At 40.9% G+C, this 26,123-nt stretch carries 24 protein-coding genes and 2 tRNA genes; 18 read left to right on the top strand and 8 right to left on the bottom strand.

What is annotated here, in order from left to right; genetic code table 11:
- Window positions 1-96 precede the first annotated feature (96 nt).
- From METTI_RS06610 to METTI_RS06575, 8 genes are all read left to right on the top strand, one after another.
- On the top strand, window positions 97-609 hold the full coding sequence (locus tag METTI_RS06610; RefSeq protein ID WP_052324316.1) for a MarR family winged helix-turn-helix transcriptional regulator: 513 nt from the start codon (window positions 97-99) through the stop codon (window positions 607-609).
- The gene (locus tag METTI_RS06605; RefSeq protein WP_023845044.1) at window positions 599-2,053 is read left to right on the top strand and encodes an MATE family efflux transporter; all 1,455 of its coding nucleotides are present in this window, start codon (window positions 599-601) and stop codon (window positions 2,051-2,053) included. Before METTI_RS06610 ends, METTI_RS06605 begins: the two co-directional genes overlap by 11 nt.
- Window positions 2,054-2,263: 210 nt before the next feature.
- Window positions 2,264-3,463, top strand: coding sequence for an adenosylcobinamide amidohydrolase (locus METTI_RS06600; RefSeq protein ID WP_023845043.1), 1,200 nt, complete (start codon window positions 2,264-2,266; stop codon window positions 3,461-3,463).
- An 11-nt stretch (window positions 3,464-3,474) separates the two neighbouring features.
- Complete coding sequence (locus tag METTI_RS06595; protein WP_023845042.1) at window positions 3,475-4,458, top strand: apurinic/apyrimidinic endonuclease family protein; 984 nt, start codon at window positions 3,475-3,477, stop codon at window positions 4,456-4,458.
- A gap of 134 nt (window positions 4,459-4,592) precedes the next feature.
- Window positions 4,593-5,147, top strand: coding sequence for a helix-turn-helix domain-containing protein (locus METTI_RS06590; RefSeq protein ID WP_023845041.1), 555 nt, complete (start codon window positions 4,593-4,595; stop codon window positions 5,145-5,147).
- A 172-nt stretch (window positions 5,148-5,319) separates the two neighbouring features.
- Window positions 5,320-6,462, top strand: coding sequence for a radical SAM protein (locus METTI_RS06585; RefSeq protein WP_048135243.1), 1,143 nt, complete (start codon window positions 5,320-5,322; stop codon window positions 6,460-6,462).
- Window positions 6,459-7,304, top strand: coding sequence for a DUF4130 domain-containing protein (locus METTI_RS06580; protein ID WP_023845039.1), 846 nt, complete (start codon window positions 6,459-6,461; stop codon window positions 7,302-7,304). The genes METTI_RS06585 and METTI_RS06580 overlap by 4 nt, the downstream gene beginning before the upstream one ends.
- A gap of 5 nt (window positions 7,305-7,309) precedes the next feature.
- On the top strand, window positions 7,310-9,424 hold the full coding sequence (locus tag METTI_RS06575) for a MutS-related protein (RefSeq protein ID WP_023845038.1): 2,115 nt from the start codon (window positions 7,310-7,312) through the stop codon (window positions 9,422-9,424).
- A 57-nt stretch (window positions 9,425-9,481) separates the two neighbouring features.
- Here METTI_RS06575 and hisB read toward each other — a convergent pair whose 3' ends face one another.
- Genes hisB through hisG form a run of 3 tightly spaced genes read right to left on the bottom strand, consistent with a single transcriptional unit; the run spans window position 9,482 to window position 11,702 of the window.
- The gene (hisB, locus tag METTI_RS06570; protein WP_023845037.1) at window positions 9,482-10,057 is read right to left on the bottom strand and encodes an imidazoleglycerol-phosphate dehydratase HisB; all 576 of its coding nucleotides are present in this window, start codon (window positions 10,055-10,057) and stop codon (window positions 9,482-9,484) included.
- A gap of 39 nt (window positions 10,058-10,096) precedes the next feature.
- Window positions 10,097-10,837, bottom strand: coding sequence for a 1-(5-phosphoribosyl)-5-[(5-phosphoribosylamino)methylideneamino]imidazole-4-carboxamide isomerase (hisA, locus tag METTI_RS06565; RefSeq protein WP_023845036.1), 741 nt, complete (start codon window positions 10,835-10,837; stop codon window positions 10,097-10,099).
- 10 nt (window positions 10,838-10,847) lie between these two features.
- Window positions 10,848-11,702, bottom strand: coding sequence for an ATP phosphoribosyltransferase (gene hisG / locus METTI_RS06560; RefSeq protein WP_023845035.1), 855 nt, complete (start codon window positions 11,700-11,702; stop codon window positions 10,848-10,850).
- 251 nt (window positions 11,703-11,953) lie between these two features.
- Between hisG and METTI_RS06555 the strand changes: the two genes are divergently transcribed.
- From METTI_RS06555 to METTI_RS06545, 3 genes are all read left to right on the top strand, one after another.
- Window positions 11,954-13,150 (top strand): methionine adenosyltransferase, encoded by a 1,197-nt coding sequence (locus METTI_RS06555; protein WP_023845034.1) that lies wholly within the window; start codon window positions 11,954-11,956, stop codon window positions 13,148-13,150.
- A 233-nt stretch (window positions 13,151-13,383) separates the two neighbouring features.
- Window positions 13,384-13,491: transfer RNA gene (locus tag METTI_RS06550), tRNA-Tyr, on the top strand.
- A gap of 85 nt (window positions 13,492-13,576) precedes the next feature.
- Window positions 13,577-13,649: transfer RNA gene (locus tag METTI_RS06545), tRNA-Asp, on the top strand.
- Between the two features lie 138 nt (window positions 13,650-13,787).
- Here the strand turns inward: METTI_RS06545 and METTI_RS06540 are convergent.
- Together METTI_RS06540 and METTI_RS06535 are read right to left on the bottom strand one after the other, a co-directional pair.
- Window positions 13,788-14,330, bottom strand: a complete 543-nt coding sequence (locus tag METTI_RS06540; RefSeq protein WP_023845033.1) for a PEF-CTERM sorting domain-containing protein — start codon at window positions 14,328-14,330, stop codon at window positions 13,788-13,790.
- 1,457 nt (window positions 14,331-15,787) lie between these two features.
- Window positions 15,788-16,177: a hypothetical protein gene (locus METTI_RS06535; RefSeq protein WP_023845032.1), complete on the bottom strand. Its 390-nt coding sequence runs from the start codon at window positions 16,175-16,177 to the stop codon at window positions 15,788-15,790.
- 212 nt (window positions 16,178-16,389) lie between these two features.
- Between METTI_RS06535 and METTI_RS06530 the strand changes: the two genes are divergently transcribed.
- The 5 genes from METTI_RS06530 to METTI_RS06510 all read left to right on the top strand — a co-directional run bounded on the left by METTI_RS06530 (window position 16,390) and on the right by METTI_RS06510 (window position 20,751).
- Entirely contained in the window at window positions 16,390-17,565 is a 1,176-nt protein-coding gene (locus METTI_RS06530; RefSeq protein ID WP_023845031.1) for a M24 family metallopeptidase, read from the top strand.
- 31 nt (window positions 17,566-17,596) lie between these two features.
- Window positions 17,597-18,493: a type II methionyl aminopeptidase gene (gene map / locus METTI_RS06525; RefSeq protein WP_023845030.1), complete on the top strand. Its 897-nt coding sequence runs from the start codon at window positions 17,597-17,599 to the stop codon at window positions 18,491-18,493.
- A 20-nt stretch (window positions 18,494-18,513) separates the two neighbouring features.
- Window positions 18,514-19,308 carry a hypothetical protein gene (locus METTI_RS06520; protein ID WP_023845029.1) on the top strand — a complete coding sequence of 265 codons (795 nt, stop codon included), beginning with the start codon at window positions 18,514-18,516 and terminating at the stop codon, window positions 19,306-19,308.
- Window positions 19,309-19,340: 32 nt separating this feature from the next.
- The gene (locus tag METTI_RS06515) at window positions 19,341-19,628 is read left to right on the top strand and encodes a YunC family protein (RefSeq protein ID WP_023845028.1); all 288 of its coding nucleotides are present in this window, start codon (window positions 19,341-19,343) and stop codon (window positions 19,626-19,628) included.
- Between the two features lie 91 nt (window positions 19,629-19,719).
- Window positions 19,720-20,751: a TRM11 family SAM-dependent methyltransferase gene (locus METTI_RS06510; protein WP_023845027.1), complete on the top strand. Its 1,032-nt coding sequence runs from the start codon at window positions 19,720-19,722 to the stop codon at window positions 20,749-20,751.
- A 6-nt stretch (window positions 20,752-20,757) separates the two neighbouring features.
- Here METTI_RS06510 and METTI_RS06505 read toward each other — a convergent pair whose 3' ends face one another.
- From METTI_RS06505 to METTI_RS15540, 3 genes are read right to left on the bottom strand one after another with little or no spacing between them, the layout of a single operon-like run.
- Window positions 20,758-21,333, bottom strand: coding sequence for a M48 family metallopeptidase (locus METTI_RS06505; RefSeq protein ID WP_023845026.1), 576 nt, complete (start codon window positions 21,331-21,333; stop codon window positions 20,758-20,760).
- Window positions 21,334-21,356: 23 nt separating this feature from the next.
- Complete coding sequence (gene truA, locus METTI_RS06500; RefSeq protein WP_023845025.1) at window positions 21,357-22,166, bottom strand: tRNA pseudouridine(38-40) synthase TruA; 810 nt, start codon at window positions 22,164-22,166, stop codon at window positions 21,357-21,359.
- A 16-nt stretch (window positions 22,167-22,182) separates the two neighbouring features.
- A complete protein-coding gene (locus METTI_RS15540; protein ID WP_023845024.1) occupies window positions 22,183-23,133 on the bottom strand; it encodes an ArsR/SmtB family transcription factor in 951 nt (316 codons plus the stop codon).
- 140 nt (window positions 23,134-23,273) lie between these two features.
- Here METTI_RS15540 and METTI_RS06490 point away from each other — a divergent pair, with 140 nt between their 5' ends.
- Window positions 23,274-24,341 carry a formate--phosphoribosylaminoimidazolecarboxamide ligase gene (locus tag METTI_RS06490; RefSeq protein WP_023845023.1) on the top strand — a complete coding sequence of 356 codons (1,068 nt, stop codon included), beginning with the start codon at window positions 23,274-23,276 and terminating at the stop codon, window positions 24,339-24,341.
- Window positions 24,342-24,823: 482 nt separating this feature from the next.
- Window positions 24,824-26,080 (top strand): ATP-binding protein, encoded by a 1,257-nt coding sequence (locus METTI_RS06485; RefSeq protein WP_023845022.1) that lies wholly within the window; start codon window positions 24,824-24,826, stop codon window positions 26,078-26,080.
- The last annotated feature ends 43 nt before the right edge of the window (window positions 26,081-26,123 follow it).

The raw sequence follows: 26,123 nt of genomic DNA, 5'->3' as shown, positions 1-26,123 counted from the left end.
ATTCTGTTTTTTGCATAGTATATGTTTTTATAGGTTACTTGCATATGCAACAATTGCGTTTGCAATAATTGCAGTAGCAACATTATGGTGACCTTAATGACTTCTAGCCTTAAATCTTCCGAATTGAACGATAAATCTGATTCCTGCATGTGCATAGGAAAAAACGAATGCATAGGCCGCGATATTTCTCACCTGTTCAGGTCTATCAACATCTATCTCTCAAATGCCCTGGAGCCTCATGGACTGGGAAGCGGACAATTTCCATTTTTCATGCGCCTGCTTCATCATGATGGTGTCAGTCAGGAATCTCTTGCCAATATGTTGCGATACGACAGGGCTACGATAACCCGTTCTCTGAATAAACTTGAGGATCAGGGTTACGTGATAAGAAAACGGGATCCCAATGACAAACGCGCCTACTGTGTCTACCTTACTGAAGAAGGTCGCAAGATGGGTCCGATCCTGATGGAGATTGGTGCAAATCTTAATGATGTGTTGCTTCACGGCTTTAACGATGATGAAAAAGCTATGTTCATATCACTTGTTGAAAAGGCAGCAATGAATATTGCTTCGGAAAACGAAATAAAGAAGGCTTCAAATGACTGGTAATAATTGTGTTGATAGTCCTGAACCAAAAGCAGACCTTGGTGAAACTACTTCCGGTATGAAGGCCATGCTTGGCGATCCTAAAAAGGCAATGCTCAAACTGGCATTGCCAATCATGCTTGGGATGTCAATCCAGACACTTTATAATTTAGTGGACACATTCTGGGTTTCAGGTCTTGGAGCTGATGCTCTGGCAGCCGTAGGTTTTGTGTTCCCGTTCTTCTTTGTGATAATTGCATTGTCAAACGGTCTCGGTGTTGGTGCAGGTTCGGCCATTTCCCGCAGACTTGGTTCAAGGGATAAATGCGGGGCTGATAATGTTGCAGTTCACACAATGATATTGATGCTGATTCTTTCAGCTCTTTTTACAATTCCCCTGTACACTTTTGCTGAACCTATATTCGTTCTCATAGGTGCAGGCAAGACCGCATCAATGGCCAGTTTGTATGGAAAGATAATCTTTGGAGGAAGTATTCTCCTTTTCTTCACCAACGTTGCAAATGCTATCCTGCGAAGTGAAGGTGATACTAAAAGAGCTATGTATGCCATGATATTCGGTTCTGTATTGAACATCATACTTGATCCGATATTCATTTATACTCTGGATTTTGGTGTTTCAGGCGCAGCATGGGCAACAGTAATCTCAATGGGTGTTACCGCAGTTATAATGGTTAACTGGCTGTTCTTCAGGAAGGACACATACATCACATTTGATTTCAAGGATTTCCACTTTGAAAAAGGAATTCTCATGGATATTTTCCGTGTTGGTGTGCCAGCATCAGTACAACAGACATCAATGGCTCTTATGATGCTTGTGATGAATGTTATCATAATCGCTGTAAGTGATACTGATGGTGTGGCTGTCTACACTGTGGGATGGCGTGTTGTTACCATTGCAATCGCCCCTCTTATAGGAATAGCCACAGCAGTTGTGACGCTAGCCGGTTTTTCATATGGTGAAGGTTCCTATGACAAAGTTTCTTTCACGCACATATATTCCATGAAAGTGGGTCTTGTAGTGGAAACAGTGATAGCTGTCTTTACTTATGTGTTAGCTCCCCAGATTGCATGGGTGTTCACACAATCAGAAAGTGCATCACATATCACAAATGACCTTACTTTATTTTTGAGGATCATCTGCATATTCTACCCGACAGTCTCGCTTGGTTTACTTTCATCCTCTCTGTTCCAGGGCGTTGGCAAAGGCATGAATGCGCTCTTTGCGTCCATTTTACGTGCTCTTATATTCGTTCCCCTGTTTGCAGTTATTTTTGCATTCAGTCTGGACATGGGACTTATTGGTGTATGGTGGGGAATGGTAACAGGAAACATTCTGGGTTCGTTGTTTATCTTCGCATGGGCAAGGTTCTATGTTTCAAAGCTTTTGAAATCAGGAAATGCAAATGTTGCATCTGCATCACATGATCGTGAGGAAACGAGGGCATAACTCCAGCTCCGTTCCGTTTGAAAAGATATTTAAAACACTCAGTGATATATTCATTAATGTCCTGTGCAACCAAATCCTCCGTGTAACCGGATTTAGTCGCAGGGCAGATCATGTGTATTTACATATGCTGGTGGTAAGCTGTGCAATCAGGTCCAAGCTGCCCCTCTATTACACTTGTTGTCAATTTTATTATATCCTGGAGAATATTCTATGACTTCCAGAACCACAAACGGGGCGGATGCAGGTACAAGTCCTGCAAAAGACAGCAGGAGTGCGGAAAGGAAAAGCACTCTTCTTTTTGAGACCACGAGTAAGGAAAAAGTTTACAGATTCAGCGATTCCATTCTTGTTAGCTTGCCAAAAGGTCGCAAAACACTTACAACTTCATGGCTAAACGGTGGATATCGTGAAGATGTCAGGGCAGTTTTCAATCACATGATTCCAAAAGGAAAGCATGCACCAAAAGAACTTGAAGGGGGTAGTGTTCCTGCTTATCTTCGTATTATTGCAGAAAGAATCGGGACTGACCCCGATACTTCTTCCGGGTTGCTGACAGCTGCCAACATGGACAACGTTGCAATAGTTACGAAATCTTTCCGCGGAGTTGAAGTTACTGCTATAATGACTGCCGGTATTGAAGTCAATGGAGGGCGTGCCGGTGATCCAGCATCTTATTATCAGGAAGGAGGTTCACATCAGTTAATTCAGGGTACAATTAATCTTATTCTTGTCATTGGTGCCGATATGCCGGAATATGCGATGACAAGGTCAATCATAACTGCAAGTGAGGCAAAGGCTGCTGCCCTGCAGCAACTCATGGCACCAAGCCGCTATTCAAATTCTATTGCCACAGGTTCCGGAACTGATATGATTGCAGTAGTTTGTGACGGAACAAGCTCTTTAACTCTGACAGATTCTGGGCAGCATTCCAAGCTTGGGGAACTTATTGGCAAGGCTGTCATTGAATGTACTCACAAAGCACTTGAACTTCAATCTGATCTGAGTCCTCTTTCCCAGAGGGATATGCTTGTAAGGCTTGAACGTTTCGGAATATCAGAAGCTGATTACTGGAAAGTTGCCTCAGGACTTAATGGTGCTAACCGCAAAGCAGCTTTCCTGAAAGTTCTCAGGGAGATGTCTAAAAATCCGGTACTTGTAGGGGCAACCGGTACGATACTGCATATTGTTGACGAGATTTCATGGGGTCTTATTCCGGAAACTGCCGGCAGGAGAGTTGCGGTTTCTGTGATGAAATCTCTCCCCGGAATGCTTGGAATGGATGACTTCGTTCCATTTGATGAATTGACTGATGAAAAGGATCTGATTGTAGACAACTGGATCCGTGTTACTGCATGGATGGCAAAAAACTGTGACCACAAAGGTTTGTGCTTAAAGGTGCCGCAGGATTAGGTGATTGAGTTATGAAAGAGACGGTGAACTTCTCTTTGTATGAGAATGACATGAAAATGTTTGATTCTGATTGGGGAAAGATACGGAATTTCCTTGTTCGGCATGATCTTGATGGCCTGGAACTTTTTGTGGATTCCTCCCCTCTTCCTAATGATGTACCAAAGGATCTGATTGTAGGAGTCCACCTGCCTTACTGGATGGGAAGGCACAGGGCATGGGCTGATCCGTCTGTATTTACACAGGATATGGAGGAGTTTGAAAGGATCTATGTTTTTGGCGGCGGAAGCCAGGACGAAGTGATTGGGACTTTCAGAAAAGCCCTTGATAATGCTCATATTCTGGAGGCGGAATATGCGGTTTTTCATGTATCTTATGCGGAACTGGAACAGGTCTACACACGCTGTTTTAACTGCACAGATAATGATGTGCTTGAAACGACAGCAGATTTTTTGAATAAAGCTGTTTCTGTTTATCCTGATGGAGAGCCCCCGGTTAGATTGTTCTTTGAAAATCTGTGGTGGCCGGGACTTACATTCCTTGATTCTATGAATGTTGAATACTTTTCATCATTGCTTGATTTTGATAACTGGGCTTTTGTTCTTGATACGGGTCACCTGATGAATGCCACAATGAAATGTGATGACGAAAATTGCTCTATCAATGTAGTTCTTGATCTTCTTTCCAGACATTCGGAGGACTTCATTAAGAAAATAGAAGGAATGCATTTTCATTGCAGTCTGTCGGGCGAGTTCATGCGCAACTCTATGGATCTGGAAATTCCGGAAGGTTTTGAAGAATTGCCTTTCCATGAACGATTAATGTCTGTGATGGGAATACTGGACCAGATGGATCAGCATATGCCATTTTCAAGTGAGAATTGCTCGCAGATAGTTGATATGGTGTCTCCTGATTATCTGACGCATGAATTTGTCGCAACTGACTTGCGCTCTCTTGATGAGAAATTGTATATACAGACACAAGCATTACGCAAGTAAGTTATATTTATTATTACTTTTCTTTTTATTATTAGTATTTTTAGTTTTATTTTTTTATTTTTTCAAGATACGAACCGTTTGATGGGCTGTTTTCGCAGAAAACTATATATGGTACACATGAATTACTTCTAATTATGAGCACTCTCGATAACAATGAATCCGAGAATCCAGAGCATACTGACCGTCTTAAGCTGTTTAGCGCTCTTGGAAGTGAAACCAGACTCAGGATGCTTCAAAGGCTGACTGAGGGCGAAATGCACATATCAGAACTCGCAAGGGAGCTCAGCATCTCTGTGCCGGTTGCTGCAAAGCACGCAAATATACTGGAAGATGCTGACCTTATACAGCGCAAGGTTTATGGAAAGACCCATGTCCTGCAGCTTAATAACAAGAATATTTTCCATGCACTTGATATATTTGCACCTTCCAGGACTGTTGAAGTTGAAAAGGGTGCAACATTGCTTCAGGCACTTAAGAAAGCAGCAGTTGTTGAAGTAAAAGACGTTCACGGCCAAGATAATATTGTTTCCACAAACGGCGAGGAAGGTTTCTTTGTCTACGAAGTCGATGGTGTTTTCTCTGACAAGAATGTCAATGAATTTGTTTTTGACAAGAATTCCACAGTTATGTGGAAAAAACTTGAGCCTATCAGTATCTTGAAAGTTAAAGTAAAGATTGCTGAAGAGTAATTGTTCTGAGGAACGGTTACCCGTTCTTCTGATTTCATTTCTTTAAACCCCATATTTGGATTTGTATCTCTGTTTTTTGTTTGTTTTTTAGTGTTATCACATCAGCCTTTTCATCGAATACTTTCACCCCGCTTACAGGTTGCTTATATTCTTCTCTGCATATTCTTCACTGATGAACCACAGAAGTCCTGCTAATGAGCACCATATGACGCTTATGGAAAGGATGAGAGTATTGTCCGAAGGCACGAAGTATGATAGTTGCAACCAGAGCGCTGTCTGTCATGCTTTCGGACCCGATGGCCGCTGCATACAGCTCTACAAAACACTGATGACAAATGCCTGCTCCGGGGAGTGCACATATTGTCCTAACAGGTGCGGCAGGGATTCTGTGAAGGCATCGTTAAGTCCGGAAGAGATTACGAAAATCACGTGGTCATTCTATCGCAGAAATGCAATTGAGGGTTTATTCCTGTCATCAGGTGTTATTGGTGATGCCGAGAGGACTGCTGAGAAGCAACTGGAGGTAGCAAGGCTTCTTCGGGGGCAGGGATTCACAGGTTACATACACATTCGTGTGATGCCGGGGACACCTAAGTATCTGCTGGAGGAGATCGCTGAGTGTGCAAACAAGTTTGGGGTAAATGCAGAGACTACAAGTACAATAAATTACTCGGAGATCTGCCCGAACTTTGATTACAAGAATGATGTACTCCAGCGCTTGCAATGGACCCGTGATCTCATCAACAAAAAAAGAAAGGAAGAAGGTTTTAGAGGCCGCATTATAGGTGCGAATGACACTCAATTTGTGGTGGGCGCAGTTCAGGAATCTGACAGGGAAATTATCGGAACCGTTGAGAATTTTATGAACAGGTATGAGCTAAGAAGACCATATTTCATGAGTTTTGATCCGGTTCCATTCACGCCTCTTGAGAACAATGCTCCATCTCCTATGTGGAGGGAGATAAGGCTTTACCAGACATCTTATCTTCTGAAAGATTATGGCATGACTGCATGTGATCTGGATTCTGTTCTTGACGATAATGGTTTCCTTATGGATATGGATCCAAAGATGCTTCTTGCTTCATGTAATCCTGATATGTTCCCTATCAATGTGAATACCGCAAACAGAGACGACTTGCTCAAAGTGCCGGGAATTGGGCCGGTGGGTGCAAACAGGATAATCCAGTCAAGACCGATTAATTCAGAAAAGGAACTTTCACGTATGGGTGTGGTTATCAGTCGTGCCAGGCCTTTTATTGAACTCAATGGAAAAAGACAGACAAATCTCTTCTCATTTACAGGTGTGGGAGCATGATAGTAGCATTCAGGGAAAATGTGGAAGGTGTTCTGCTTGCATGTGCAGAACTTATGGCGAATAAAGATTGCAAACTCATCAGTGCAAAGGACAGGGAATCACTGAAGCAGAAAATGGAGTTTGCAGGTATAACTGACGTAAAAATGCTGGGATTCAGGGCGACAGTTGATACTTCTAAAATTGTATGCTACATTTTCGGTTCACAAAGAGCAAGGATGTTCCAGCGTGACCCTGATGTTGAAGGTTACATTTCAATGGTTCTGAGGCATCGTAGTTCAAGTCCTATTGAGCTGGTGAACTTTTTGATTTCATGTGAAGGTAATGTCGAATTGCTATATTCAGGCAAGACAAGAACCGGAAAAAAATACTATAATTACATGCGTGATGTTAGTCGTTCATATCACCGTTTGTGTATGTTTGCACGTCCATATTCTGTGAATGGTGTGCTTTCTGTAAAAGTAGATTCTCCGCACCACATTGGAGATATGTTCTGTCGATGGCTTGCAAGAAAAAATCCTGATCTTCCGGTTGCAGTGATTCAAAGGGATGTTGCATGGATAGGAAATGGAAGACATGTGGGACTGGATCATTATACAAATATCCCTGCTTCCCTTGCAGGAAGTCTGGAATTCATATCGACTACTGATGAGATAGATGACCTGTGGGACATGTATTATGATTCACAGGCAATCCCTAAGAGGAGAAACAAGACACATGCAAAGCAATTGCAACCCAAGACCTCAGCTTCAATGAGCAAGATGTCCGAAAGGGACAGGTATAAAGTTGAAAGGGGGATCGCAAATTGTACTCTCGACAATTTTGCATCCGGGTCGGAGGTATGATTTAAATGATGGCAGAAGTAAGGACATTACAGGATATTCCTGGTATTGGGGATAAGATGTCAAAACGTTTCGTGGAACATTTTGGTAGTGAGGTTCAGGCACTTGATGCGATACTGGCAGGGGATATTGCCAGCATTTCAGAAGTTGAAGGAATAGGGCAACGCTATGCTATATCATTGATACAGGATGTTGCATCAAGGGTGGAAGGCGTAACCATGGCTGATTTTTTGAGAACACGGGAGGCAATGGATGTCTACGAGAAATTGCTTGATCTTGTACGTGAGTTTGCTCATACAGGTTATTCCAGGGAGAAATTACATGTGTTCTTCCCATATCCTTCCACAAAAGCAGAAAAAATCATGCAGGTAAGAGAATCTGTTTCATATTATATGCATACAGCAAGTCTGCTGGAAGGCGATGATAGTATTGCTGATTTGCTGTCAACGGTCTCCCAGCTTAATTTCAGGTACCAATGTCCAAAAATACGCGATCGTGTGATAATCACATCAGATCAGGAATACTATGAATCTGCAAGAAAACGATTTTCTGGTTTAGTTGATGTCCATTTTGCAAGGTCTCTATCAGAGCTAATAGATATTTCCAGAGGTTTTTCACAGGTAATCGCAGTAGGTGATAAATTCCTGGCTTTTGATTTCCCTGAAGATATAGAACCTGAATTTGTATCTGATCTCGATGATCTCGATGATTATAAAATAATACCGGAAAAAGAAATATTCCTGTTTTCCCGTAATCTCAGCTCCCTTGAGTCCTCTGTGAATTTAGTGAGACTGCTACGGTCAAAAGGAGTGAGTTTTTTTGAGAAAATGGATGACGATGCAATTGAAATGTTATCATCGACCCTTGCTCTTATTGATGAGGATGGTGACATTGTTCACGGGATGGATGCTGAACTTGACAGGATATCCGATGCAATTTCAAGTCTCAATGTCGTTGTTGCTGAGACTGTCAGTTCTGTAAATGAAGAACTGAACTCATCTCTTGAGAATAGCCAGATGACGTTGAGTGGTCAGGACATGCTAAAGGTCATGAATGGCTCAATGGAGTTGAAAGAGATACTGAGTAAGAAGCTGCATAAGAATTATAGTTCAGTTGTAAAGGATGCTGTTGAAAGGATATGCAATGAACTTCACCTGGAGAAAAAAGAGCGTTTACTTGTGGATTCTCTGTTCCCTGAGGAAATAATGCATCCAATAGAGGCGGATGTTGAAAGTCTTAACAACTTAAGGCAATACCTTGACAAAAAGGCACAGAAAAGAAAGTTCAATCATAAACGTGAAGTTTCCCGTATATTATCTGCTTACAGGGAACTTTCCCGGGAGATGGTGAAGTCAGTTCTTGATTTTGACGTGGGTTTTGCAATTGGCCTCTTTTCAAGAACTTACGGTCTTACAATGCCTGCTATCATAGATGGTGCAGGTGTTGGGTTAAAGAGCGGAAGAAATCTTTTCCTTCTTTCAAGACATGGGGATGTAATTCCGGTTGATTATTCCATTGGTAAAAATTCCTTTGGCCTGGAAAACGATGATAGTCGCGTTGTACTTTTAAGCGGTGTTAATTCGGGAGGTAAGACCTCCCTTCTGGAATTACTTGCACAAAGCATTATTCTTGCTCACATGGGTTTCCCGGTTCCCGCAGAAATGATGGAAATCTCTCTTACAGAGTCAATGTACTACTTCGCCAAATCAAAAGGTACGCTGGATGCAGGCGCTTTTGAAACAACCCTTACTGAATTTTCAGTGGTGGCAGATGAATCTGCAAAATTCGTTCTGGCTGATGAACTGGAGTCGATTACTGAACCGGGCGCATCAGCAAAAATAATGGCAGGGATACTTGAAGTGTTAATGGAAAATGACAGTACAATGTCGATATTCGTATCTCATCTTTCCGAGCAGATATTGGAAAATACCAACCGCAATATCCGGGTTGATGGAATTGAGGCTAGTGGTCTGGATTCAGAATTGAATCTTGTAGTCGATAGAAATCCTCGCTATAATTATGTCGCAAAAAGCACTCCTGAATTGATAGTAGAGAGACTATCAAAAAAGACCGGTGGTAAAGAACAGGAATTTTACGAGAAATTAAGAAATAAATTCCGATAATACGGAATTTGGAATTATGATATTTGAAAATAGAATAATTCTGAATATTAGTAAAGATCAAAGCACTCCTTTAGTGCTTTTAATCTCGTCGCCTTCTACAACTACTGCTCTTCTAAGAGCATAAGCGAATGCTTTAAAGAGTGCTTCTATTTTGTGGTGGTCGTTGTCGCCATAAACATGAGCATGCATGTTTATTTTTGCATTCTGGGCAACGGCTTCGAAGAAGTGGTCTACCATCTGGGTGCTGAACTCACCAACTTTAGGAGCTTTAAAGTCTGCATCTATTACAAGATAGCTTCGCCCTCCAAGGTCAAGTGCAACTGTTGCAAGTGCTTCATCCATGGGGATACGTGCCTCTCCAAATCTTGCAATACCTGCTTTGTTTCCAAGTGCTTCAGCCAGTACCTGACCAAGGACTATACCTGTATCTTCTATCAGGTGGTGGTCATCTACAATGAGGTCTCCAGTGGCTTTTACAGTGAGGTCGAAGTTTCCATGTTTTGTAAAAGCAGTCAGCATATGGTCAAAAAAACCTACACCTGTACTAATGTTTGCAACGCCTTTTCCATCAAGCTCAATCCCAATGGAGATGTCAGTTTCGCTGGTTTTGCGTGAAATTTCTGCTTTTCTCATGGATGCACCTGTTGATTAGATTCTCTATAGTTGATTTCTTTATAAATCTTCACTGATAATATTTATCGCTTCTGGAAGTGTGAATTTACCTATGTATAGTGCACTTCCAACAACAACTGCCTTTGCTCCGGTATTCTTCAGTGCAATGAGGTCATCAAGTTTAGTTACACCACCAGATGCAATTACAGGAATACTTACGGATTTGGCCAGTTCCTCGGTAGGAGCAGTGTTTACACCCTGAAGAAGTCCTTCAGAATCTATGTTGGTAAACAGAATACTTCCTGCACCAAGTTCCTCAAATTTGATTCCCATTTCAACTGCTGTGAATTCTGACTCTTTTTTCCATCCATCAATGGCTACTTTGCCATTCTTTGAATCCAGAGCTACATTTATGTGCTCGCTTCCAAATTCATCTGCAAGCTCTTTTACAAGTTGTGGATTGTTGATGGCAGCAGTACTTAATATGACTCTGTCAACACCGATGTTCAGAAGCTCTGCAGCATTTTCAAAAGAACGGATTCCGCCGCCGACCTGGATTTTCATTCCAAGTGGCTTACACTCTTTAACTATTTTCTCGATAATCGGCGCATTCTTACGTTTTCCGTCGATGGCGCCGTCAAGATCGATCAGGTGGAGGGTCTTTGCACCCTGGGATACCCAGTCTTTTGCCACAGCAACCGGATCGTCGAGGGAAACCATTTCACTACCGGGCACGCCCTGTACAAGTTGCACACATTTGCCGTTTCTCATATCAACGGCAGGAATCACTTCAAATGACATATGACCTCATTTAAGGCATCATTCTTTCAATTGGCACTACAAGAATATCTTTTGCACCTGCTTTTTTGAGCTCTCCAACGGTTGCAAAAATACTGGATGCATCAACTACGGCATGAACTGCAAGTATTGAATTATCAGACTCAACCTTCATCACTGTTGGTCCTGCCATTCCGGGAAGTACCTTTTTAACGGTTTCAAGCTCGGTTTCAGGAACGTTCATCATAAGATACCGTTTGCCCTTTGCCCTGAGCACGCTTTCAACAGCTGTCTGGATCTGTTCGATCTTTTCATCGTCAGCTCTTGTCTTTTTATTTGCAATGAGGTAAACTGATGAAGTGAAAACTTTCTCTATCATCTTTAGATGATTGGTTACAAGAGTTGTTCCGGAACTTGAAATGTCAACAATTGCATCGGCAATTCCGACATGTGGTGTCATTTCACATGCACCGCTTACCTTTATAACCTCGATATCAACACCAAGGTTTTTGAAATATTTAGCAGTGATGTTTGGGAATTCAGTTGCAACGCGCATTCCCTGAAGGTCCGCTGCAGAGCTGATTTTTGAATCTTCAGGCACTGCAAGTACCAGATTTGCACCGCCGAATTTCAGATCAAGCAGCACTTCTACGTCGGATTCTGTCTCATCAATAAGATCAAGACCTGTGATGCCTACATCTGCGGCACCATCCTGCACATATTCCGGAATATCTGCGGCTCTTGCAAATAGATATGTGATCTCAGGGTCTGTTGTTTTGGCAAAAAGTTTCCTTGTCCCTCCTTCAAGTACAGGCAGGCCTGCCTCTTTGAGGAGGTTTACTGTAGGGTCATGTAAGCGCCCTTTGTTGGGTATTGCAATACGTATCATGGGGATCCTTCTGTGAAATTATAATCAGTATCAATTGAACGTTCTTTGAAAGACTTTTATAGCATATAGAGTTCACGCTGAGCTTAGATTAAAATGTAGTTAATTTAACACGCGTGTACTTATTACTATCAGTTATATTTTTGGACGGTAAATATTAAATATCTATTAGGTTCTTGATATAGCGAAGAATACATAATCGATTTGATTTATTTTCTTTCATTTGTCTTTTAATTGACTTCTAGAGGATTAATATGATGCGAAACATCAAAGTTGAACACCTGATCGAAACGCCGGTGGAAAAACAGCAGATTGAGCTTGTGGAGAGGAAGGGAGTAGGTCACCCTGACAGTATCTCCGACGGTCTGGCAGAAGCTATGAGCCGTGCACTGTGTAAGGAATATATCGAAAAATGTGGTGCGGTTCTCCACCATAACACCGATGAAACTCAAATCGTGGCAGGAAGATCAAACCCTCAGTTTGGAGGCGGAGAGGTTATTCAGCCAATTTATACTCTGCTTGTCGGAAGGGCAACCAAAGAATTCAACGGTGTTGAGATTCCTGCTGAAGCTGTTGCGATAAAAGCAGCTAAGAATTATCTCAGAAACACAATAGTTGACCTTGACCTTGAGAGTGACATAATCCTTGACTGTAAACTTGGTACAGGTTCATCTGATCTAAGAGATGTTTTCCAGAGAGACAGGGTTCCTGTTGCAAATGATACTTCCTTTGGTGTAGGCCATGCTCCCTTCTCAGAACTTGAGCAGATTGTTTATGATTCAGAGAGAATGCTTATCACAGATCTCAAGAAGAAAATCCCGGGAATTGGAACGGATATCAAGGTAATGGGTCTGAGAGACAATGATGATATTCAGCTCACCATCTGCTGCGGTATGGTTGGTAAGTACATAGATGATATGGACCACTACATTAACCTCAAGGAAGAAATGGTGGACTATGTTACCGATCTTGCTCTCAAACGTACAGACCGTAAAGTAACAACATTCATCAATGCCGCAGATAACTGCGAGAAGAATTCTGTGTTCCTGACTGTTACCGGTACATCTGCAGAAATGGGGGATGATGGTTCAGTAGGTCGTGGAAACCGCTCAAATGGACTCATCACACCAAACAGGCCAATGAGTATGGAAGCAACTAGTGGTAAGAATCCTATCAACCACATTGGTAAGATATACAATCTTCTTTCAACCCAGATGGCAAAGGATATCGTAAAGGCAGTTCCTGATGTAGATGATGTTTACATTAAGCTTCTTTCCCAGATAGGTAAGCCAATAGACCAGCCGTTTGTAGCCAGTGCACAGATAATTCCTGCTGATGGTGCAAACTTCAATTCTATTAAGTCAGAAGTTGAGGTCATAATGGACGACTGGCTCTCTGATGTAACCAGGATAACAAAGATGGTTATCAACGGAGAACTGGACACTTTCTAATTCTTTCTTTTGAAGTGCGCCTGTCCTGTAGTGACATGGCAACTTCATTTTTGTTTTTCAGGCCTTTCCTATTTTATTTAATTTTCTAGATTTTTACTTTGGCCGCATTTAATGCTTTTCTTTATATACTACGCATGTGCAAACTTGTTTTTCGGCGAAAGAGCTAAGTATGATTATGCGTATTGGAGTGTTGCATCGCACGGCACTGTCGTGCGGAAGCATGATTTGTAAGACCCGCTTTAACTCAGTTGGTAGAGTGCGCGGCTGTAGTTTGATTCATGTGCATGGTCACATTACGCGCAGGCACCGCGATGTCCCCGGTTCGAGTCTGGGAGGCGGGACTTTCAAAATCATGAACAACTCACAAAAAGCTTTATATACAAGAACGCCCTTTTAGGGGTGCTCACAAGCGAAATTAACTCTAATGTCCGAATAGTGTAGAGGCCTATCATGGAGCCCTGTCGAGGCTCCGACCCGGGTTCGAATCCCGGTTCGGGCGTTAAAACTCAAATCCCGGAATTTCCGGGTGCATTTTCTCTTTTTAATAAAAATTTATGCCCTAATAATTTCTTCTGCTATTATCTTATTGTCTACATGTTATGTTTTTAAAAAAGAACTAAGGGTGGTTCCCTTAGATTTAATCTTCTCTACGGTTCTGGAATATGAATGCCAATCCAATTACTGCAGCTATAGGTAATGCTATCGTAGGGAACTCGGGTATTTCCTCTTTGCATATTACTGGTTTAATTGTAGCTTTAATACTGTTGTCTTCAAAACCTTTTTCTTTAATTTGGTACACTGTAATTTGTTCTTGGTCAAAATATAATTTTAAGTATCTTGGAGAGTATTCATTTCCATTTGCAGTGAACACAGGCTCTATCTTTACATAATGTTTACATTTTTCTTCTGATAGTATATTGACTACAGTTTTATCAGTATCAAGTGCTATGGCTGGTTCACTACCAAGATCTTCCCAATATACAATGGTTGTTTTTTGACCATCATAATTGATTTTTAAGCCAATATCAATCGTATTTGTGTTAAATCCGCTTGTGTAATATTCTCCGGTGACTGTGATGTAATAACATCCTTCTGGAGATTCACAAGTGCAACCTGCAACTGATTGTGTTGCAAGTAACAATACCAAGGCTACGCCTACTATTATGTTTCTATTTTGCATTTTCCCACACTCGGTTTAGTAAATGAGTCTCTATCGATATTTTCTAAAAATATCAATGGTACATTTTTATTTCTATGTTTAAACTATTTATATGAATCTTTATAAAATTTATATAGTAATATATTTCAAAAAAGGTCTAATAAATATGTTCAGTTCTTCTTGGTACTTAATTATGTGGTGTATGGTTTACATAAGCCGACTAAAATTCATCTGTTATACCTGCTTACATATGTTTCTCTCATAGTGCCTGTATTTTTTGGTTTAATAATTAATTACTTTCTCCAATATTCACTTACCTTTATTATACAGTTTTAATAATTTTTGAATTTTAACTACATATAAATAGCATGTATATAATGTTAAATTGTGGTACATATGAATGATTCCGGCAATTTGATTGCTGCCAAAGCACTGATACTTGCAATCCTGTATATTGCTCTTCTTTTTGGAATAGTGGTCTTTGCAGGAATTACAGGAATATAACTTACATTTTTTCAAAATACTCTTTTTGTACGGCAAGTGAGAAATTTTGTAAGTTCATATTTTATCTAAGTTAGAACACTTTCCTGATCTTAATATGAAATGCAGGAAAAATATAGCTTCACATTTTTTATATGGGAACAGTTATGTGCGCTTGTATTTCAATTTTGATTTCGTACCAAGGCTTGTTTAGTACGGTTTATGATAACTTATTAAAAGCGCATACAAAATATTACTATTAAATATGTTCGTAACATTCATATATCATAGATTATATCTAGGGGTCAGACAGGTCAGATGGAAGCCGTCGATTATTCTAGTGTTCTCCAAATGCTACTTCAAAAACGACTTCCTGTAATTATAAGTGTTCATTGGCTCATCTGTCCTGTCAACACCTCTTTTCCAGCTCATGTATTCACACATGTTTGTCAAACACACTATGTTTGATATAATTAGAAATGTATTTATAATACTACTGTCTTTTTGTAGACTGTTATGTTTACGAAATGCGGAAAATCCACAGCAGTAAGATTAATATTAATGATTTCTCTCTATCTTCTTTTGATGTTATCTGTAGGTATTTTCTCGGCTATTATGCACTAATTATACATGTATCCAGTTCAAAGTGCTCTTCCATTGTTTTCAGAAGCTTAACTTCAATAATTATTTATAATGAAGCACTAATAGAATATTATGGTACGAATAAATTCCATAGCCAACCTTCCTACCATGAAGATACTATTTGTTTTAATATTGTATCTTTTAATGGTGATATCTATAGGTCTGCTGGCAGGAATCATGTCAAGATAATGCATGATAAAAGAGATAAGATGTTGAAAATGTAATAAAAATGGTGGATTTCCCGTTTTTCATCGTTTTTGGGACGTTTTTCCGTTTTTCTGTTTTTCGCCGTTTTTGGAACGTTTTTCCATTTTTCCGTTTTGCGTCGTTTTTGGAACGTTTTTCCGTTTTTACCATCATAATGCCACAGTGTGGAGTATCTGCACAAGGCTGCATTCCATGAATATGACCATCAGGTTGTTTACCACCAGAAACAGACCTACGAATGCAATTCCTTTCCTTGACCATCTCCATAATAGATCTGTCCATTTTGAATCTGAATCTTTCAGGATTGTGTAATTCCAGTACACGATTCCAATGAACAGGATTTTTAGTATCAGGAGAGAACCCACGCCATAGTTCTGCATAACTGCCGCCAGGAAGTCATTCTCTTCGAATCCATAGTTAAGAGCATGGGCCGTTGTCAGGAAATCTCCCAGTACGTAAAACAGTATTATATATTTAATATCCCTGAGGAAGTCAGAGACATTTGTGAACTGTGAAACGTACTGATTTGCGTTGTGCATAATAGTTGCTATTCATGGAGCTGTATATAACCGGAATGTGGATATATCCACATTCTATGTTCATAGAACTCCTGGCAATGTATGAATAAATGCCAAATTATGCATGCAGAACTATGGTCAAAAAATAACAATTCATGTCAGGATATATTCTGTAATCTTCAAATTAGACATTTGATAACAATTTTGTACTAGTAGCTACTAGATATTATATTATGACCTCATCAACTGTTCCTATCGATATTTCCAAAACGCTGGAAAGCCACAAGTCAGATGCATATCTGATGGTAGGCAATTCGAACAATGCAGATATTTATTACGCAACCCGTTTTTCAGCTTCAGACGAGTTCACCTACATTCAAATTAAAGATGGTAGTGAAATACTACTAATTTCCGACATGGAAAAAGGAAGAGCTGAACTGGAATCCAGGGTCTCTGATATTCGTACTTTACAGGGCTGTGATTACAGGTCAAAGGTAAAGGAAAGACAGGACCCTGCTCTTGCCTATTGCGACTGCATCGCTGAGATTCTACAAAAAGAGGGTACAAGGCACATTGCAGTCCCAAGGGATTTCCCATATCATATTGCCCAAACTCTCAAGGAAGAAGGATTCAGCATACAGGCGGTAAAAAGTCCATTCCTGCAGCTTCGTGCAAAGAAGAACGAATCTGAGATCAAAATTGTCAGGAAAGTACAGGATGCCTGTAACACTGCGATGAAGGCAGCTGCAGAAATGATAAGGAAATCTGAAAGTGTGGAGGGAATACTCAATTATCGTGGTTTTGCCCTGACATCAGAAATGATCCGCAAGGAAATCGATATGACTCTTCTTGAACATGGATGTGAGGCAGACAGCACCATCGTTGCAGGAGGAAAAGGTTCAGCAAATCCTCACTGGGAGGGCGAAGGCCCGATAAAGGCAGATGAACCTGTGGTCATAGATATCTTCCCTCGCAGTAAAAGAGAAAAATACTACGCTGACATGACCCGCACAGTTCTTCATGGAACTCCTTCCGACAAACTAAAAGATATGTACGATGCAGTTCTTGAAGCCCAGAAAGCTGGTATTGAAATGGTAAAACCGGGTGTCAAATGCAGCGACATACACAACAAGGTTTGTGATGTTTTTAAGGAAAAAGGATATGATACAGTAAGAGACGGCTCCCCCGTTGGTTTTATTCATTCAACAGGGCATGGTGTAGGTCTTGAGATTCATGAACTTCCCTTTGTTGGCAACAGTGATGTGGAACTGGAGGAAGGAAATATCATCACCATTGAGCCGGGATTATACTATCCGGATGTAGGTGGCATCCGTCTTGAAGACCTGATTCTTGTAACAGCAGACGGGCATGAGAACCTGACTGAAATGGAAAAGAAATTTGTATATTAGTGCCAACTAAAGTGCTATAAGGAGATTTTACATGGCTGACAAAGTTAAGGAGATCGAAGAGATAATTGACAAATATCTCAAAGCAGGAAAGATACTCTCACAGGTAAGGAGTGAGGCAAAAGACAGGATAAAGGTAGGTGTCAGCCTGCTGGAAATCGCTGAGTTTGTGGAAAACCGCGCAGTGGAACTAGGTGCTGATGGTTCGGCATTCCCATGTAATATATCCCGTAATGATGAGGCGGCACACGCCACACCACTTGCAGGTGATGAAACCGTCTTTGGTGAAGATGTCATCAAACTTGACCTTGGTGTCCATGTTGACGGCTACATTGCAGACTCTGCAATCACAATTGACCTTTCAGGAAAGTACACTGATCTGGTAAACGCTTCCAGTGATGCGCTTGATGCAGCAATTGATACTGTAAAGAATGGTGTGAGCACAGCAGAAATTGCAGCAGCTATAGAAGATGCAATTCTTGCACATGATCTGAAACCTGTTGGAAACCTAACAGGACACGGACTTTCACAATATATTCCTCATGCTCCTCCAAGTGTACCTAACAAAAGAGTGAGCAGTGGGGTTGTACTCAAAACAGGTGACATAATAGCTATTGAACCTTTTGCAACAGATGGTGCAGGAAAGGTAGTGGACGGAACGTTGACAGAGATTTTTCAGGTGGTGAACAAAAAACCTGTGCGCTTACCAGCTGCAAGAGCTCTCCTTAAGGAACTTGCTCCTCACAGGACTCTTCCGTTTGCAAAAAGGTGGTTAAAGACTCCTCAACTTGACTTTGCTCTCATGCAGCTTGAAAAAGCAGGGATTGTTCATTCATATCCTGTACTTAAAGAAGTTGCAGGTGGAATGGTCTCGCAGAAAGAACACACTGTCATAGTAACAGAAGACGGATGTCAGGTTACAACTAAATAACCTATCAGGATGAGATTTGATTGAGAATCGTGAGTTTCTTATCTTTAATCTTTATTCTTTTTTCAGTCCTAGTCATTCCTGCAAGTGCAGCTTATGACTGGGATAACAGTATAACTGTAAAAAAAGACAGCATGACATGGTCTTACACGGAAACTTATTCCGGTGACAGGTCTATCATTTTCAAAAAATATGTTGATATGGAATTTGGGAATGACGATGGCTTTGTAGCTGCCTGGGAATTATTAAAAACTGATGTCTCAATGAGCAAATCCTTCAGGCAGTCAATAGAGGACAATATGGACGTGAAAATTGACAATACATCTAAGAATGTTATTTTACTTGGTGTTGAAACAGACATGTCCTCTGAACTCCTGGGGATTACAGGCGAGGAACGCGATATTGTCAATGAATATAAAGTATTTTATGATTTTAAGGTCCCACTTGATGAATCTGGTTCTGTGATGTGGTTCCAGGGAGAACCTGAAACAGATGTTACAATCAGTTTGCCTGAAGGCATGGAGCTCAAATCGGTTGACGGAATTGACAATGAGTCAGTGAAAGAAACATCAAAAGGGACTGTTATTGAAGGAAAATTTGGTTTTACAGGTGAAGTGGTAATTGAGTATTCTGTTGAAGAGGAAGAACCAGTAGTTGAAGGAAATAATGCGGCAAACACAACTGCAAATACTACTAAGGATTCTTCTGAATCTGCAACGAAGACACGTTTAGAAACTTTTCTTGACAGGCTGTTTTCTGGCAATACAGATGAAATGCTCAATAAATTAAATCTGGATGGCTCTAACAATCCTGATTAATACTGGAAAGTTGAAAGGATTAAGGTGATATTATGCTGATAGAAAATATCGAACTTCAAAACGGAACTGCAATGGGTTTGAGTTTTGCTATGCAGAATGCATCATTACTCGTAATCCGTGCAGACAGGGGGTTTGTGATGTGTGGCTATCTTGACATGGAAACAGCATCAGTTCTTGGTGATGTTGCTGTGAAGGTCAAAGGTGTGAACAGCTTTGATGATGTGCTTGCAGCACCTGTTGTAGGGGCAACCCAGAAAGCCATCAATCTTGGCATAAAAGTAGGTATGACAGGAAAAGAAGCATTAGAACTGATGTTCTGATATTTTCTTTAAATCTTTTCAATTAGTTTTTCTTTTTCAATTCTCCATTGAAACGCTTTAAATACTACTTCTATTCTCTATTGCAGGTATTATGCTGTATGCTTTTGAGTTATCCGGTGAGCACGCTGTCCTGCCAGTAAAAGAGGTCTTCGCCTGTCTTTCAATGGAAGGGCTGACATTCAGGGAACATGCATCCTATGACCAGTGCCTCGTAGTTGATATCGAAGGTGAGGATATTGACACAAAACTTCGCTTCATTGCAGGCAGGCTTGCAATGTCCCATCACATACTGAAAGTAGTAGGTATATGCGATGTTGAAACCGATCAGATAATAGATATGTGCGACAATTCTGATCTGTCCGGGCACCTGTCAGAAGGGCAAACCTATGTTGTCCGTGCAAAGAGGGCAAAACATCACGGTGATGTCAAAAGGGAGTTCATAGAAGGAAGACTGGGTGGCAGCATATATCGCAAAGGTTTCAGGGCTAACCTGAATGAACCTGATGTTACTTTCCGTTTAATCATGACCAACAAGGCAGTCCTGGGTTCAATTGTAGCAACAGTTGACAGGGGAGACTATGAACACCGCGCGCCACATAAAAAACCATTTTTCTACCCTGGTGTGCTTATGCCAAGAGTTGCAAGAGCCCTTGTGAACATATCCCAAATACGATCAGATGAGGTACTTTTCGATCCGTTCAGTGGTACGGCAGGTATCCTTGTTGAAGCAGGCCTCATAGGTGCCCATGTTATCGGTATTGAAGTCCGCCGCATGATATCCCACGGTGCAAAGATGAACCTTGATGAATATGATGCTGATTACACATTGCTTGTGGGTGATGCATGTCGTGTTTCACTTAAAGCTTCATCAGTGGATGCAATTGTGACGGATCCACCTTATGGCAGGTCTGCGGCTATAAGGGCAGAATCTCTTCATCACCTGTATACGGATTCATTTGCAGAAATGCATCGTGTACTTAAAACCGGAAAGCTTGCAGTTGTAGTTTCCGAGATGAAGGTTGTCGGGTTTGCAGAAAAGGCTGGATTTACGGTTGTAGATGTGTTCACACAAAAAGTACACAAAAGTCTCACAAGGACATTTACGGTTCTTCGCAAAGATTAGCTTGATTCATGACTGATTATTTTGACACTTTTGCTGTATCAGGGACCAGTAGGCTGAAAGCTTTGTCTCTGATTCCTTATAATCAGGATAACGCTTTTTCACATAGTTCCAGAACCTGGGACTATGATTCAGTTCAATAAGATGGACCATCTCATGATGTACAATATACTTCACCATCTCATCGGGCAGGTATCGCATAAATGTGTTGAAATTGAGATTTTTCTTAGAACTGCAGCTTCCCCATTTTGTTTTCATTTTCCTGAACCTTATTTTTTCAGGTTTTACTCCAAGTTCTTCCTCAATAATCACCACACATTTATAAACAAGACTTTTCAGTTCTTCAACTGACCTGTTTGTTACAAGTTCAATATCCTGCTCTAATTCCTGAATCTTCTGCATTTTAGAATAACGGTTGTATATCCATCTCTGGTGCCTGCGGATTATTTTCTCATGTTCCCTAAACGATTTCGGAACGATGAGATATAGCTCTCCTTCGTGAAACTCCAGCCTTGGATTTTTCACATCCCTTCGGATCAGTTCATAGTCTACGACCACATCCCGGATACTTGCAGTACAACGCATTCTCTTAAAATAGTAAAAAATGATTATTCGTTTGGAACCAGGTGGTCCATCACTTCAGCCATAACCCTGTGTCGCACCAGATAGTCATGTACATTATCGGTGGCTCTCCTTATGGCATAAGCATCCTCACACCAGTCTATAGGTTCAGGATATTCCACTTCCATAAGTGTCAGGCCGTAAGCCGCTGATGATTCCAATCCTTCTTCGTATGACTCCGGCTCAAGCATTTGCATAAGCCATTCTTCGTCCCTGACTTCGCTTCCAACCATTGTAAGTGCTGTGACTATTTTCCTCACCATGTTCCAGAGGAAACTGTTTGCCTGGATGTCTATCTTGGTTAAGGTTCCACTAACACGAACATCTATTTTTTCTACATTGCGGATGGTGCTTTTGTCTCCTTCCTTGGTGCAGAAATTAGCAAAATCATGTTCCCCTACAAGCAGTTTTGAAGCAGCCCTTATTTTTGCAATATCATACTGCTCTCCGCTCATTATATACCTGTATTTACGGCTGATTGCCCATCTTCTGGGGTCAAAATCGTCAGGAACTTCAGCATGTGCCCATGCCCAGATTGAATTCGGTAATTTTGAATTAATAACCCTTGGGATTGCAAGGTTTGGCTTATCAGTATCAAAAGCAACGACTTGTTCCCTTGCATGTACTCCTGCATCTGTTCTTCCGGAACTTGAAAAACGTGCAGTTTTAGGATCTTCGATAATCTCAAGCTGCGTGAGTGCATTGAACAGCTCGCCTTCTATTGTAGCTACATCCGGCTGGACCTGTGATCCATGGTAGCCAGTGCCTACATATGCTATTTTCAGAGCAACTCTCATACAATTCACTCTGGCTTCATATGTTCTTTTTTCTATAATACATTTCTCTTACAAATAGAAGGGTAATTACAAAAATACAGCCAAAGAAGAACCATACGCTTACATGAGACAACAGTCCGTGAATAAATGAGTCTGTAACAGCTCCTCCTGCTGCAGTTACGTTATCTGTTACTGTGTTTGAAAGCGGTTCAACAGGTGTCTGGTTTGTTGTCATCACGCTTTCCCTCATCACATCAGCACCCGCATCAGTTCCGTTAGGTGTTGATGAAGCAAGCATTTCAGGCTGTACCCCGTCCGATGTTATTGGAGTCATTTCTGCAGACTCGGTTGGAATCTCAGCAGGCATTTCCTCTGTGACGGTTTGTTCACAGAGCACAGTATCAGATGCGTTTTCATCCATATCATATTGAAATCCTGCAAAATTATCTGTTTCATATGCAGGTGCTTCTTTTGTCATTGCTGCCATGGATTCGTTTCCTGAATTAACAGGAAAACTCCTGGTACTGGCAGAATCCTGTGCCATTTGCGGTGCATAGGAAAACATTGAGTATCTGCTAAGAGCTTCAAGCCCTGTTGCAGCAAACACAGCTCCGGCAACAAGGCCAAGATATTTTTTAAGCATGTTAAGTATTGAAGTTCTGTCCTTTTTCATGCTTCCAGGGGCAACAACTATCAGTTTCTGGACAGGTTCGTATATTTTGACTTCTCTGCCTTTGCGGCTCCATTTTGTTTCCTTGACTTTGATGAGGTCTGCTTCAATTAGTCCGTCAAGATTATACTTTACTGTTGTAAGCGGTATGTCAAGCATTTCAGCAACATCACTGGCAGACATTGGTTTATCTGCAAGTATCTCCAGCATCTTCATTGCTTTTTCATTTGAAAGCAACTGGGTTATTTTTTTTGAATCCTCACTAAGAGGAAGAATAAGCACTTTTTCTGAGCCCGTACTTTCTTCGTTCTCTCCCATAAGTTTCAGTATATGAACGTTGATTTATATTATTTCCTTTAAGTTCAATTTCACTTGAACTTATAACAATTTAAAATGTAACTCGAAAAGTTAAAGAATAGCAAGAACAATATGAGGTAAATTCTAGGGGCTATTACACTATGATTACTAAAGAAGAAATAATGGAAATCGTTGAGAATTATGACCAGGACAATCTGAGCATTGCCACTGTTTGTTCTCATTCCAGTCTTCAAATATTCTATGGTGCAAGACAGGAAGGTTTCAGGACCATAGGTATCTGTGTAAAAGAGCCTCCAAGATTCTACGATGCTTTCCCTCTTGCAAAACCGGATGAATTCATTGTAGTTGGAAGCTACAAGGAAATCCCGGATATTCTTGCTGAGCTACGCGCAAAGAATGCTATTGTTATCCCACATGGTTCATTTGTGGAATATATGGGAGGAGAGGCTTTTGCTGAACTTGCAATCCCAACTTTTGGTAACAGGGAAGTTCTCGAGTGGGAGTCCGACAGGGAAATGGAACGTGAGTGGCTTGAAGGCGCAGGAATTGAAATGCCAAGGGTAGTAAAACCACAGGAAATAGATGGCCCAGTAATGGTAAAATATCATGGTGCAAAAGGCGGCCGTGGTTTCTTTATCGCCAAGAACTATGAAGAATTCCAGGAACATATCGATCCCAATGAGAAATTCACGATACAGGAATTCATTGTAGGAACAAGGTATTATCTTCATTTCTTCTATTCACCACTGAGGGAAGAAGGCTACAAACTCAGTACAGGTATCCTTGAGATGCTCAGCATGGACCGCAGGGTCGAGTCCAATGCAGACGAGATTTTCAGGCTTGGTTCTCCAAAAGAGCTTGAAGAGGCTGAAATTATTCCTACTTATGTTGTTACCGGAAATGTTCCGCTTGTTGCCAGGGAATCACTTCTCCCAAAGATATTCAATCTGGGAGAAAGGGTTGTTGAGCAGTCACTTGAACTGTTTGGCGGTATGATCGGTCCTTTCTGCCTGGAGACAGTTGTCACGGACAAACTTGAGATCAAGGTCTTTGAAATATCAGCACGTATAGTTGCAGGTACAAACATTTACCTTGCAGGATCTCCTTATTCTGATCTTGTTGAACCAAATCTTTCAACCGGTAAGAGAATCGCTCAGGAAATAAAACTTGCAAGTTCCATGGGACAACTTGACAAGATTTTATCATAAACATTTCATTCTCCAAAAATAAAAGTCTTAATATTCTGTGGTTCCCGGAATCACAGAAGCATTCTATTTCTAATTCTGCGATGTAGCTATGCCATAGCATTGATTTCAGTTTCAGGTGCAGTTACTATATGTCCATATTCCTTGCGTAGCCTATGGGAATTTTAAATGGAAAGAATATACTCATACATAAAAAAGAATTTGTGAAAAGAAATGAGGAACCTCGCATAATGATGGTTTGGGTGAAGTTTGGGGTATGATACATTAAAAGAATCAATGCATCAGAGGGGAATGATGTGATGACGGAGATTCCTCTTTCACCTACATATTGATGTCCCTATAAATACTTTATTAATTAAAATACTGACACTATTTTAATTTTAAATGTCTCCTGTCATTCATTTCAATCTTTTAAAAATATAAATTTCATATTTTCAGACAAAATCAAAAATACTATATATTGTAACTATGTTCTCAAATCCTGTATGTCAGATTCATTAAATGCAGGTGTTTCAAAGCAACAATATATTCTTGGTGGAAAAGGTGAAGATGTTCTTCTTTACATGGGAAGGTATCTTGCACGTGATCGTTCTTCCGGCTCACATGTATCTCTGGATGTAAACAAACCGCATGCAGTTTTTATTGCAGGTAAAAGAGGCTATGGTAAATCCTACACAATGGCGGTCCTCATGGAAGGTATGATGATGCTCCCGGATGAAATTAAGAGTAATGTTTCATCAGTCGTCATTGATACAATGGGTATTTTCTGGACTCTTGGAAAGACCAATGATGTCCAGAAAGAGCAAATCCTTAACTGGAAGCTTAAACCGACAGCATTTGATGTCGATGTTTTTGTACCTGCAGGAAGTCTTGCTTCATATGAAGAAAGGCATATACGTGTAAAGCCAATTTCCCTATCGATATCTGATATGGATGGATATGAGTGGTGCAGGCTCTTTGGAATAGATACGGTATCTCCATCGGGGGTTCTTATAGTGCGCTTGATAGATGAGTTGCAATACAAAGAGGATTTTTCATTTGAAGATATCATTACTTCAGTTAGCACAGATAAACGCGCGGATTCTGTTGCAAAAAGTGCTGTAGAAAATCATTTCAGGACAGCAGAATCATGGGGCATTTTCTCGGAAAAAGGCGAGGGAATCGCAGAACTTGTAAAAGGTGGTTCTACATCAGTAATTGATGTGAGTACGATCAGAAGTGAGGCATTAAGGTCTGCACTTGTGAGTGCAATTGCCCGAACCATTTACCATTTGAGACTGGAAGCCAGACGTTCCTACGAAAGAAAAATGATGGGCGACAAATCTGTTGTAAAAGGAATCCCTATGGTCTGGATGTTCATCGATGAAGCCCAGCAGTTTTTACCGGTACATGGTGAAACGCTTGCATCGGATGTATTACTTAACGAATGGCTAAAACAGGGAAGGCAACCTGGTCTTTCACTTGTACTTGCGACACAGCGTCCGGCATCCATTCATCCAGATGTACTTTCACAATCCGATCTTGTAATATGCCACCGGCTCACATCTCAGGACGATATTAATGTCCTTGAATCTGTCAGGCCCACTTATATGAAAGACAATTTCGGAGATTCAATAATGAAAATGGGCTCTGAGAAAGGAATCGCATTTGTGGTAGATGATAATACTGAGGCTACACATATAATTCGTATGCGTCCCCGTCTTAGCTGGCATGGTGGGGACGACCCTTCCATTCTTTTGTGAAGTATGTTCTGCGGATTCTGCAAAAAGAAAAGGTATATTCATC

The sequence above is a fragment of the Methanolobus tindarius DSM 2278 genome, assembly GCF_000504205.1.
GTDB lineage: Archaea > Halobacteriota > Methanosarcinia > Methanosarcinales > Methanosarcinaceae > Methanolobus > Methanolobus tindarius.
This window is presented reverse-complemented; position numbering and strand designations above follow the sequence as displayed.

What these genes read in the sequence shown, in the direction of transcription:
- METTI_RS06595 (WP_023845042.1), top strand. Translation starts at nt 3,475, where the DNA reads ATGAAAGAGACGGTGAACTTCTCTTTGTATGAGAATGACATGAAAATG.
- truA (WP_023845025.1), bottom strand. Translation starts at nt 22,166, where the DNA reads ATGAGAGTTGCTCTGAAAATAGCATATGTAGGCACTGGCTACCATGGA.
- METTI_RS06540 (WP_023845033.1), bottom strand. Translation starts at nt 14,330, where the DNA reads ATGCAAAATAGAAACATAATAGTAGGCGTAGCCTTGGTATTGTTACTT.
- hisG (WP_023845035.1), bottom strand. Translation starts at nt 11,702, where the DNA reads ATGATACGTATTGCAATACCCAACAAAGGGCGCTTACATGACCCTACA.
- METTI_RS06555 (WP_023845034.1), top strand. Translation starts at nt 11,954, where the DNA reads ATGATGCGAAACATCAAAGTTGAACACCTGATCGAAACGCCGGTGGAA.
- METTI_RS06580 (WP_023845039.1), top strand. Translation starts at nt 6,459, where the DNA reads ATGATAGTAGCATTCAGGGAAAATGTGGAAGGTGTTCTGCTTGCATGT.
- METTI_RS15540 (WP_023845024.1), bottom strand. Translation starts at nt 23,133, where the DNA reads ATGGGAGAGAACGAAGAAAGTACGGGCTCAGAAAAAGTGCTTATTCTT.
- hisB (WP_023845037.1), bottom strand. Translation starts at nt 10,057, where the DNA reads ATGAGAAAAGCAGAAATTTCACGCAAAACCAGCGAAACTGACATCTCC.
- METTI_RS06535 (WP_023845032.1), bottom strand. Translation starts at nt 16,177, where the DNA reads ATGCACAACGCAAATCAGTACGTTTCACAGTTCACAAATGTCTCTGAC.
- METTI_RS06585 (WP_048135243.1), top strand. Translation starts at nt 5,320, where the DNA reads ATGAACCACAGAAGTCCTGCTAATGAGCACCATATGACGCTTATGGAA.
- METTI_RS06505 (WP_023845026.1), bottom strand. Translation starts at nt 21,333, where the DNA reads ATGCGTTGTACTGCAAGTATCCGGGATGTGGTCGTAGACTATGAACTG.
- METTI_RS06515 (WP_023845028.1), top strand. Translation starts at nt 19,341, where the DNA reads ATGCTGATAGAAAATATCGAACTTCAAAACGGAACTGCAATGGGTTTG.
- hisA (WP_023845036.1), bottom strand. Translation starts at nt 10,837, where the DNA reads ATGTCATTTGAAGTGATTCCTGCCGTTGATATGAGAAACGGCAAATGT.
- METTI_RS06510 (WP_023845027.1), top strand. Translation starts at nt 19,720, where the DNA reads ATGCTGTATGCTTTTGAGTTATCCGGTGAGCACGCTGTCCTGCCAGTA.
- METTI_RS06530 (WP_023845031.1), top strand. Translation starts at nt 16,390, where the DNA reads ATGACCTCATCAACTGTTCCTATCGATATTTCCAAAACGCTGGAAAGC.
- METTI_RS06485 (WP_023845022.1), top strand. Translation starts at nt 24,824, where the DNA reads ATGTCAGATTCATTAAATGCAGGTGTTTCAAAGCAACAATATATTCTT.
- METTI_RS06590 (WP_023845041.1), top strand. Translation starts at nt 4,593, where the DNA reads ATGAGCACTCTCGATAACAATGAATCCGAGAATCCAGAGCATACTGAC.
- METTI_RS06575 (WP_023845038.1), top strand. Translation starts at nt 7,310, where the DNA reads ATGATGGCAGAAGTAAGGACATTACAGGATATTCCTGGTATTGGGGAT.
- METTI_RS06605 (WP_023845044.1), top strand. Translation starts at nt 599, where the DNA reads ATGACTGGTAATAATTGTGTTGATAGTCCTGAACCAAAAGCAGACCTT.
- map (WP_023845030.1), top strand. Translation starts at nt 17,597, where the DNA reads ATGGCTGACAAAGTTAAGGAGATCGAAGAGATAATTGACAAATATCTC.
- METTI_RS06600 (WP_023845043.1), top strand. Translation starts at nt 2,264, where the DNA reads ATGACTTCCAGAACCACAAACGGGGCGGATGCAGGTACAAGTCCTGCA.
- METTI_RS06490 (WP_023845023.1), top strand. Translation starts at nt 23,274, where the DNA reads ATGATTACTAAAGAAGAAATAATGGAAATCGTTGAGAATTATGACCAG.
- METTI_RS06610 (WP_052324316.1), top strand. Translation starts at nt 97, where the DNA reads ATGACTTCTAGCCTTAAATCTTCCGAATTGAACGATAAATCTGATTCC.